This window comes from Actinomycetota bacterium, assembly GCA_030776725.1.
Lineage (GTDB): Bacteria > Actinomycetota > Nitriliruptoria > Nitriliruptorales > JAHWKO01 > JAHWKW01.
Map to the genome: position 1 here is coordinate 1 of JALYHG010000161.1, position 8246 is coordinate 8246.

The window sequence follows — 8246 nt, forward strand, 5'->3', positions numbered from 1 at the left end:
TCGATCTCGATCGACTTGTGCAGGACGCCGGCGGCGCCGGCCACCACCGCCCGACCCATCTCGACGTCATCCTTCAGTGCCGTCAGCACGAGGCAAGCGGTACCGGGGCTGGCGCGCCGGATGTCGCGGATCGCTGCGATCCCGTCCGCGCCCGGAAGGTCGAGGTCGACGACGGCGACGTTCGGGACGTGCTCGGCGGCGAGCGCGCCGGCACGTTCGCCGCGGTCGACGTGCGCGACGACCGCGAGGTCGTCCTCCATGGCGATCACCGCCTGGAGGGCCTCCCGGAAGCTCGCGTGGTCCTCGACGAGCAGCACCGTCAGCATGCGTGGTCCCTCGCCGTGCGGCGACGGCTGGGTGATGAGCTGGTCACCGCCGCGCCGCTCGAAGAACCGTAGCGCCCCCCGTGGTGGCGCCACCGGGCATCACCCGCCCTGACCTCCTTGCTGCTGGCTCTGCGGCTCGTTCACCTCGATGATGCGCACGACCAGGAACGCCTCGCCGGGGTACTGGCTCAAGTCCAAGTCCCCGGTGTCACCTCCGACGACGCCCGCGACCGCCTCCGGTGTGAACTCCTGCACGCTCCCGGCGACCTCGACCTCCGCGCCGGCCTGGAGGTTGAGGTTCGCTGCGTCGATCGCGGGATCGAGGACGACCAGGAGGCACTGCGGCGTCGGCTGGGTCAGGCAGTTGGTCTGACCGCCACCTTCCCGACCGCCACCTTGCTGGCCGCCACCCTGCTGACCGCCACCCTGCTGACCGCCACCCTGCTGACCTCCACCCTGCTGACCACCACCCTGCTGACCACCACCCTCCTGGCCGCCACTGGCCGCGGTGATGAAGAAGATGCGGTTGCCGACGAGCAACTGGGCGACCTGCCCGCGCAGGATGACGTCCTGGCCGATGAAGCTCTGCTGGCCGCGACGGATCTCGATCTGCTGTCCGCCCTCGAAGACGCCCCCGCCCTGATGGCCGCCGGGGGGCTCACCCTTTCCGCTCTGGGTCTGCTCCTGGCCGCCTTGCGGCTGGCCTTCCATGACGATGTCGGCGACGCCCGCGCCGACGTCCTGCTGTTGGCTCTGCTGCTGCTGCCCGCAGCTGGCCACGAGCAGCAGCAGGCCCGCGGCGGCGACCGCGAGCCAGCGCTGACACCGGCTCCTCACGTCGACCTCCTGATCCTGATGCGGGGAGGGGCGCACCGGGCGGGAGCAGCCAACGCCGATCACCCGGTGCGCCCACCGTTCCCGGTTGTGTCGGGGAAGACCACGACAACGACGGTCTGAGGGGCGTGCTCGAGCACGTACTCCGTGCCGTGGCCCAGGAACGGTTGCTCGTCGTGTGTCCGCAGCTGTGAGCCGAGGACGATGACGTCGGCCTCCTGCTCGTTGGCGGCGGCGACGATCTCCTCGTGCACGGTCCGACCGGCGCGCACGAGCATCGACGCCCCACCGCCCATCCGGCCGGAAAGGTCCCGCGCGCGGTCCAGCTGATCAACCGCCGAGGGCTCCTCCTCCTCGCGGTCGCTGCGGTCGACGACGTGCATGGCGTCGACGTCGCAGTGGAGCCGCGAGCCAAGCGTGTACGCGACCTCCTCCGCGGCGCGTCCCACCCTCGTGCCGCTGACCGGCACGAGGATCCGGCGGAAGGAGACGTCGGCGAAGCCCTCGTCGTCGTGGCGGAGGTCCGCGCCCCGGCGAACGATCATCAGCGGAGACGGGCTGCGAGCCATCAGCTTCCGGAGCCAGTCCGACAGCTGGTGCGAGCCCCGGAAGTCCTCGTTGAGCCCCAGTGCGATCAGGTCGTACCCGAGCCGCGCCTCCTCGAGGACCGCCTCGACCGTGTCGTCGCGGCGCTCGCTGCGGAACTCGACGTCCACCTGCCGGAACGCGTCGAGCGCCGGCCGGGCGCACTCACGCGCCGATCCGTCGTCGTCCTCGGACGTCACCACCGTCATCACCGTGACGTGACCCTCGGGTCTGAGGATCAGGTCGAGCACGCGTGCGGCGAGCGACGAGTTCGCCCCGCCGCGTGTCGGCACCAGCGCGTTGCGGGCGTCGGCGATGACGCTGGATTCCAACAGCTGCTCGCGTTCGAGGCGCTCGGCCTCCTCGCCGCTGGCTTGTGTCCGCCCCAGCGCCCAGCGCAGGAACGGTGGCGCCGCGATCGACGTGGTCAGAGCCAGCAGGACGACGATCGTGTAGGTCTGCTGGTTGAACACACCGATGCTGAACGCGATCGTGGCGATGATGACCTCGAGCGCGCCGCGTGCGTTCAGACCGACGCCGGCCGCGATCGACTCGCGGTGGTTGAGCGGCCCCATCCGCGCGCCCACGTAGGAGCCGACGAGCTTGGAGAAGCTGGCCACCCCGATCACGATCACCGTCCACAACAGTGCGGTGGGGCTCGTGAGCTGCCAGACGTCGACGTACATGCCGGCGGTCGCGAAGAAGATCGGGGCGAGGAAGCCGTACCCGACCACGTGGATGATCTTCTCGAACTCCCGGCGGAAGAACCGTGACCGGCCGATCACGATGCCGGCGACGAAAGCGCCGAACACCGCCTCGATGCCGATCGCCTGCGTCAGCGCCGCGAACGCGAGCACCACGGCCAGCAGCGCGGTGATCGGCAGGGTCGGTCCGTCGCCACGCCGCAGTGCCCGCCGCAGCAGCGCGTTCGTGACCCGCTGCCCGCCGGTGAACGCGAACGCCAGGAACGCGCCGATCGCGGCGACCGTGAGGACCAGCTTGGTCGGCTCGAGATGACCCTCCCTCGCCGCGCCGGCGAGCGCGCTCAGCATCACCCATCCGACGATGTCATCGAACATCGCCGCGACCAGGATGACCTGCCCGACGTTGCGTCGCATCAGGTTCATCTCGATCAGGATCTTGGCGACCACCGGGAGCGAGGAGACCGCCAGGCACACCCCCATGAACAGCGCGAAGATCGTCCGACCCCCGCTCTGGCTCAGGAACATCTCGGGCATCACGAAGCCCATGCCGATCCCCAGTGCCAGCGGCAGGAGCAGGCTGCCGACCGGCACCATCGCGGTTGATCGGCCGATCCGGCGCAGCAGGCCGAGGTCGGTCTCGATCCCGGTCTCGATCAGCAGCAGGATCACGCCCAGCCACGCGACCGAGAGGATCACGCCGCTGTGGAAGTCGTCGCCGGGGAAGAGCCACAGCGCCCCGGCGGGGAAGAGCCGCCCGAACAGCGACGGTCCCAGCACGAGCCCCGCGGTGAGCTCACCGACGACGGCCGGCTGCCCGATCCGCTGCGCGAGCAGCCCCAGACCCCGGGCAGCGAGGAACAGCGCCAGCAGCTGCAGCCAGAACAGGAGCAGCGAGTGCTCCTGCAGGGGCGTCAGCATGGTCACGTGTCGAGGATGCGCGCAGGTCGCGAGCGGGACGTACACCAGGCCACGTAGGACCGGCTACCCGATAGCGGGTAGGCGGTTCACGACAGCGGCACCTCGATGACGACCCGGGTGCCGCCGCCCCCCGGCGCGTCCGCGTCCTCCAGGCGGATGCGGCCGTCGTGGGCCGCGACGATGCGGGAGGCGACGTACAGCCCGAGCCCGGCGCCGGACTTGCCGCGAACGTTGTTGCCGCGCGCGTAGCGCCGCAGAACCGCCTCGCGCTGCTCGACGGGCACTCCCGGACCTTCGTCGGTGACCGCGATCCGGAACAGCCCGCCGTCGGCGACCTGCCCGTCGATGTGGATCGGCGTGTTCGGCGGCGCGTACCCTGCCGCGTTGGCCAGGACGTTGCGGATCGCCTGGCCCAGCCGGACGGGATCGGCGGCGACGAGGACGTCCGCGCACCGCAGGGTCGTTGGGTGGCTGCCCGGCAGCCCCTTCACGAACGCGGTCGCCTCCTCCAGCAACCCCAGGGCGCGCACGGGGCGTCGGTCGCAGCGGAACTCACTGAGCTCGAGGTCGCGGAGCTCGTCGATGCGGGACACGAGCTCGGACAGTCGGCGCGTCTCCGACCGGATCCCGGCGACGGCCTGGCGGACGCGGTCGGTGGCGGTCGGGTCCGTCGCCGAGGCCACGACGTGGATGAACGCGCGGATCGTCGCGATCGGCGTCGCCAGCTCGTGCGAGACGATCGCGCGGAAGTCCTGCTCCTGCTCGAGGAGGGTGTTGAGCTCCCGGGCGAGCACGTCCTGGGCGCGCAGGTCCGCCTGCTGAGCGCGCACGGTGCGCGAGCGTTCCAAGGTCAGTCGCCGCAGCTGGAGGAGCGCACCGACGGCGAGGAGGACGAAGGCCGTCGCGCGGAAGACGTCCGCCGAGGTCAGGATCGGCCCGAGGAACGCCGGATGCAGGACCTCGTGGATCTGCGTGAAGCTCTGGACGAGCAACGCCAGCGACAGCAGCGAGAACACCGGCGCGCCGCTACGGACGTACGTGAGCCCGGCCAGCCACGCCCCGAACGCGAATAGCGTTGCAGGGATCAGTTGGATGACCGCGTGGGCGAGCGGATCGACCACGACGAGCTCCGGCAGCCCGTCGGCGCCGACCAGCCGCACCACCGCGGGCAGGTGGTCTTGGACCGCGACGAGCGTGACGTCGAGCACGACCAGCGACGCGAGCGCCGCCCACAGGTAACGCCGCAGCGACCAACGGGGGCGGCCGAGTCCGGCCAGCACGAACACCGTCCCCGACACGTACCGCGCCGCGACCCACGGGTAGAAGGCGATCCCCTCGTCGACGACCAGCCGCCGCGCCCCGATCGAGGCGCTGACAGCGAAGACCGCGTTGGTGACGGCGATGACCGCGAGCGCCGAGATGAACGCGTTGCGGGCCGGCACGATGTCGTCGTCATCGGGGATCGCCAGCATCAGCGCCGCGAACAGCACCAGGCAGAAGCCCCCGACCTCGATGAGGATGCGCAGGTCTGGGCCGTGGAGCCGGACGCGACTGCGTGGCTCGAGCAGGACGACCAACGTGTACACGGTCCCGATCGCGACCGTCGCGAACTGGGCCGCGGCGAGCAAGCGGCGGTCGCCCGCCGCCGGGTCCGGCCGATCCGAACCGGTGACGGACGTCGTCATCGACGACGATCGGCGGCCATCGGCCTCAGTCGCGTGCTGCAGCCCGGATCAAGTCCTGCGCGTCCTCCCGATCGAGCCACCCACGGATCTCCACATCGAGATCGCCCTCCAGGCGCTTGTAAACCTCGAAGAAATCCCGGATCTCCTGCAGGTTCTGCCGCGGGAGATCGGTGTGGCGGCGGATGTCAGCGAAACGTGGGTCGTCCGCGGGGACGGCCAGGACGTTGCGATCCTCGCCGGACGCGTCGCGCATGTCCAGCACCCCGATGGGATACGCCTGTAGTACGCAGCCGGGGAAGGCCGGATCGTACGCCGCGAGGATGATGTCGACCGGCTCGCCATCGCTCGCCTCGGTGGACGGGACGAACCCGTAGTCGGCCGGGTAGCGCACGGCACCGGGGAGCACCCGGTCGCGCACCATCACCTGTAAGTCAGCACGGTACTCGTACTTGTTCCGGCTCCCGACGGGGACCTCGACGACCACGTTGACGACCTCCGGAGCGTTGGCTCCGATGGGCAGGTTCTCGAGGTCGACCGGCATCGCCACCGAACGTACGTGTCGACGGGGGACCGCGCGGGCGGCGAGGGACCCGAACGGCCGGGAGTCACCGCCCGGCGACGTCGGGACCGGCGGCTACCGCGCCTCCGTGTCGCCCTCACGATCGGGGCTCCCCGTGGTGGTGGCCGCCCACGTCCATCCTTCGTGGTGGACGAGCGACAGGATGCGGCGACGCTGATCCGCGGCGGACGCGAAGCCGGCCTGGATCACCGAACGGGACTCGTGCGGGATGTCGTGCAGCTCGAGCTCGTCGAGGTCGGGCTCCGGGGGCGCCTCGACAGCGGTGGTGACGTACGCCTGCGGCATCGTGGACAACAGAGCGTCGATGGCCGCGCGCGGCGTGTCGATCGCCAGGCGTGAGGGACGGACCCGGTCGTCGGTCCCAAGGTCGAGCAGCAGCAGTGCGTCGTTGAGGACCGCCACCGACGGTCCGAGGGCAGCGTCACGGTCGGCGGTGTGGAAGAAGTGCAGCATCGGGTACGCGAGGTGGTGCTCGGCCAGGCGAGCGAGCATGGGGGTCAGCGACATCAGCCAGTCCTCCAGCTGCGGGAAGTCCCCGTCACGCCAACCCTTGGCCACGATGTCGGCCGGCGTTCGCCCCAACGCGGAGATCACGCGGGCGAGCTGGCGCTTCTCCGACACCGCCGCCGTGATCGGGATCAGGTACGCGATCGCCAGCGACAACAGGATCAGGCCCGACGCCGACGCCGCCCACGCACACGCGTCCCAGGCAGCGTTCGACGGTCGCAGGTCCATGGCTCTGCCGAACACCGATGCGGCGGCGAAGTTGAGGCGGTCCCAGCCGCCGGCAGGTCGCCCGGTTGCCTCCACCAGCAAGGCACCGGCGCTGGACGAGAAGATCAGGAACCACCCGGCCACGACCGCCGTCAACCAGAAGACGAGGATGCCCAGGGTCACGACCAGGCCAGGCACGTACAAGGGCACGTGTCCCGCCGACGGGCGACGAACCCGGCTCAGCACACGCCAGAGCAGACCTGCGACCAGCCGTGTGACCGGACCGCCGCGGCGACCCACCCGCACCGCCGTGGCGATGGCGTCGCCGAACGCCAGCAGCAGCAGTGCCACACCCAGGACACCCAGGACCGCACTCACGTGGTCGCCCGGCCGTGGGCGGTCTGCGTCGGTGGCCGCCGCACGTCGCCGGACGTTCGCGACGTCACGTGGCCTTCAGCTACTCGGGGTGACATCGTGGGGGAGTGGTTCCCCGCCGGCCAGCTCTGCGAGCCGGTCGCCCGCGTCCCGCATCGTGTCGTGCCCGGCAGCGCTCGTCGCGTTGCGCAACACCGGGTCCAGGGCCCACAGCCACGCGCGGGTGCGCATGTCCCAGCGGTAGTCGACGCGGGTGATCCCGTCCGCTTCGACGGTGATGGTCAGCTCGCCGGTCCCCTCCAACCCGCCGCGGGCGGACGCCACCGCCAACCGGCGGGGCGGTTCAGCGTCGGTCACCTCCACATCGAGGTGCAGCCCTCTGCCGGGGATCGGGCTGTCGAAGCCCAGGCGGACCCGGCGCCCCGTCCCGTCGACGCCGCCCGACTCGATCTCCTCGGCCTCCCGGATCGCCGGCCACCACTCGCGCCAGCGTTCGACGTCGCTGACGACGTCCCACACCTCCTGCGGAGACGCGGTGACGCGCCAGGCTCCCTCGACCTCGAAGCGCCCCACCGGGTCTAGGACTCCGGCCCCGCGGCCAGCGCCTCCTGCCCGGCCTCGGCGAGCGCGTACGGTCGGCCGTCGGGCGCTCGGACGTGACCGGAGTCGACCAACCGGTCGACGGTCTGGCGGGCGGTGCCCTCGTCGATGTCCAGGGTCTGCGAGATGTGGCGTACCTGATCGGATCGGGAGTCGTCACGGCCCTCGGTGTCCCGCAACGCCTCCAGGACGTCGAGCTCGTGGCGGCTGATCTGCATGTCAACTCCGGTCGGCCGCTGCCGACCGTAGAGCAACGCTGAGGAACCTGGGGCGTCCGACCGGGCGACATCGCAGCCTTTTAAGGATGCAAGGCCAGTCCCCGGTGGGTGTCGACGAACCCCGCTGCCAGGAGCGCGTCGCGCCACTGCGATCCTGCTGGCGGGGCGCCGTCCACCCGCTGCAGCTCGATGCGGCGCACGCGACCGTCCTTGACGAGTTGCACGAGGCCGTCCACCCAGGCGGCTCCCGCGGCAGCGGGGAAAGTGGCGAGGCTGCGGGCTCCACGCTCGAGGTAGACGGCGGCGTGGCCATCGACGAGGACGACGTACGCGCTGGCCTGGCGCTGGGGACGACCCGCGGTGGGTGGCCACGCCAGCGCCGCCCCGTACGGCTGCGCGGGGTCGGTCGCGGCCAGCACCGCCACCTCGGGCGGGGCGTCGGGTCGCGCTGGCGGCCGCGCGTCGCGGAGACGGTCGACCGCCCCCGGGAGCGCGAACTGTGCCGCCCCCAGACCCGCGACGAAGTACCCGCGACGCACCTGGCCGGCGGCCTCCATGACCTTGAAGACCTCGTAGACGCCGGCGAACCCACCCGGTACCCGCTCGGCCAACACCGCCTCACGGGTCACGACCCCGTGGCGTTCCAGCAACTGCCCGGCGCGGGCGTGCGCCACCTCGGTCGCGTCCAGCGGCGACCGATCCACCAG

Annotated in this window: 9 protein-coding genes; 1 reads left to right on the forward strand and 8 read right to left on the reverse strand. The window is 71.3% G+C overall.

Going from position 1 to position 8246, the window contains the following annotated elements; genetic code table 11:
• Window positions 1-419 (reverse strand): response regulator transcription factor (locus M3N57_07565; GenBank protein ID MDP9022541.1); only part of this gene is annotated, 419 nt, incomplete at its 3' end.
• 24 nt (window positions 420-443) lie between these two features.
• On the opposite strand from M3N57_07565, the gene M3N57_07570 reads away from it, so the two are divergent.
• The gene (locus M3N57_07570) at window positions 444-1283 is read left to right on the forward strand and encodes a hypothetical protein (GenBank protein MDP9022542.1); all 840 of its coding nucleotides are present in this window, start codon (window positions 444-446) and stop codon (window positions 1281-1283) included.
• Here the strand turns inward: M3N57_07570 and M3N57_07575 are convergent.
• The 7 genes from M3N57_07575 to M3N57_07605 form a co-directional block, all read right to left on the reverse strand.
• Window positions 1223-3367, reverse strand: coding sequence for a cation:proton antiporter (locus tag M3N57_07575; protein ID MDP9022543.1), 2145 nt, complete (start codon window positions 3365-3367; stop codon window positions 1223-1225). The genes M3N57_07570 and M3N57_07575 overlap by 61 nt on opposite strands.
• Window positions 3368-3453: 86 nt before the next feature.
• A complete protein-coding gene (locus M3N57_07580) occupies window positions 3454-5052 on the reverse strand; it encodes an ATP-binding protein (protein MDP9022544.1) in 1599 nt (532 codons plus the stop codon).
• A 25-nt stretch (window positions 5053-5077) separates the two neighbouring features.
• Entirely contained in the window at window positions 5078-5593 is a 516-nt protein-coding gene (locus M3N57_07585; GenBank protein MDP9022545.1) for an inorganic diphosphatase, read from the reverse strand.
• A 93-nt stretch (window positions 5594-5686) separates the two neighbouring features.
• The gene (locus tag M3N57_07590) at window positions 5687-6724 is read right to left on the reverse strand and encodes a hypothetical protein (protein MDP9022546.1); all 1038 of its coding nucleotides are present in this window, start codon (window positions 6722-6724) and stop codon (window positions 5687-5689) included.
• Window positions 6725-6799: 75 nt separating this feature from the next.
• A complete protein-coding gene (locus tag M3N57_07595; GenBank protein MDP9022547.1) occupies window positions 6800-7294 on the reverse strand; it encodes an SRPBCC family protein in 495 nt (164 codons plus the stop codon).
• Between the two features lie 5 nt (window positions 7295-7299).
• The gene (locus tag M3N57_07600) at window positions 7300-7539 is read right to left on the reverse strand and encodes a MarR family transcriptional regulator (GenBank protein ID MDP9022548.1); all 240 of its coding nucleotides are present in this window, start codon (window positions 7537-7539) and stop codon (window positions 7300-7302) included.
• An 80-nt stretch (window positions 7540-7619) separates the two neighbouring features.
• A partial coding sequence (locus M3N57_07605) for a DEAD/DEAH box helicase (GenBank protein MDP9022549.1) occupies window positions 7620-8246 on the reverse strand: 627 nt, incomplete at its 5' end.

Excerpts from the sequence above, each read along its gene's own strand:
- M3N57_07575 (MDP9022543.1), bottom strand. The coding sequence starts at position 3,367 with ATGCTGACGCCCCTGCAGGAGCACTCGCTGCTCCTGTTCTGGCTGCAG.
- M3N57_07580 (MDP9022544.1), bottom strand. The coding sequence starts at position 5,052 with ATGACGACGTCCGTCACCGGTTCGGATCGGCCGGACCCGGCGGCGGGC.
- M3N57_07585 (MDP9022545.1), bottom strand. The coding sequence starts at position 5,593 with ATGCCGGTCGACCTCGAGAACCTGCCCATCGGAGCCAACGCTCCGGAG.
- M3N57_07600 (MDP9022548.1), bottom strand. The coding sequence starts at position 7,539 with ATGCAGATCAGCCGCCACGAGCTCGACGTCCTGGAGGCGTTGCGGGAC.